Annotated in this window: 1 protein-coding gene; it reads right to left on the reverse strand. The window is 57.8% G+C overall.

What is annotated here, in order from left to right; all coding sequences use genetic code 11:
- Positions 1-190: 190 nt before the first annotated feature.
- Positions 191-1203, reverse strand: a 1013-nt coding sequence (locus AACY11_RS28230) for an IS110 family transposase (RefSeq protein ID WP_339496327.1), incomplete at its 5' end; no start/stop codon positions are given.

The raw sequence follows: 1203 nt of genomic DNA on the forward strand, positions 1-1203 counted from the left end.
GCGCTAATGTATCCGGGCTCATTGTGAGCGTTGCTGCAACAACGCTCGACCCTCGATGAGTAGCCGCTCCCGACTGTCCTGAAAAAACCCTCAGCCTCTAAAGCTGATTTTTATGCCAGGTTCTCAGTCGGGCCGTTTGCCGTTTACTGTCATCAGTCAGTGACGTCGCAAAAGCCGGTGGTAAAGCTGTTCAAGCGTTCGGATGTGGGTCGTACTGGCCGCCTTTGGCCAGTACCGCCCACACGATGCGCGCCAGTTTGTTCGCCAGCGCGCACGCGACGACATTGGAGTGGCGACGCGTCAGCAGCTCTCGAACCCAGGGCCCCAAGGCGTCTTCCCGCTTATCGATATGCTGCATGATGGATCGCGCGCCCTGCACCAGCAGTTGGCGGATGTGCTTGTCGCCGCGCTTGCTGATCCCCAGTAGTACTGTTTTTCCGCCCGTCGAATACTGCCTCGGCACCAGCCCTAGCGAAGCGGCAAAATCGCGTCCACTTCGATAGTTCGACGCATCGCCCACATCCGCCAATACCGCGCTGGCGGTGATCGGGCCGATGCCAGGAATACTCTGCAAACGACTCCCGGCATCGTCTTCTTTCAGCTGCTGCTTCAGATCGGACTCGATGTCCTTGATTTCATCATTCAGCTGTTGAATTTGATGATGGAGACGCATCACTACGCCCTTTAGGCGCAACGGAACCGGGTGCTGCGGGTCGTCCAACAGCGCCGGCACGCGGTGCAACGCAGCGGCACCGATAGGCAGGCTGATCCCGAACTCCAGCAGAAAGCCATGAATCTGGTTGGTCGCGACGGTGCGCTGGCCAATCAAAGATTTACGGACACGATGCAGGGCTGAAAGCGTTTGTTGCTCTGCGGTTTTGATCGAGCAGAAGCGCATCGCGGGGCGGCTCGCCGCCTCGCAAATCGCTTCGGCATCAATGAAGTCGTTTTTGTTGCCTTTGACGAATGGTTTGACGTACTGCGGGGCGATCAGCTTCACCTCGTGGCCCAATGCACCAATCTGTCGAGCCAGCCAATGGGCGCCGCCGCAGGACTCCATTACCACCGTACAGGACGGTACCTGCGCCAATGTGCTGAGCAATTGGCCGCGGTTGGTTTTCTTGCGCAATACCTGATGACCTTTGGCATCCTGGCCATGCAGGTGGAAACTGTGTTTGCCAATGTCGATACCGAGAAGCGTTA

Origin of the sequence: Pseudomonas sp. RA_105y_Pfl2_P56 (genome assembly GCF_963970845.1) — a bacterium.
Classification (GTDB): Bacteria; Pseudomonadota; Gammaproteobacteria; order Pseudomonadales; family Pseudomonadaceae; genus Aquipseudomonas; species Aquipseudomonas baetica_A.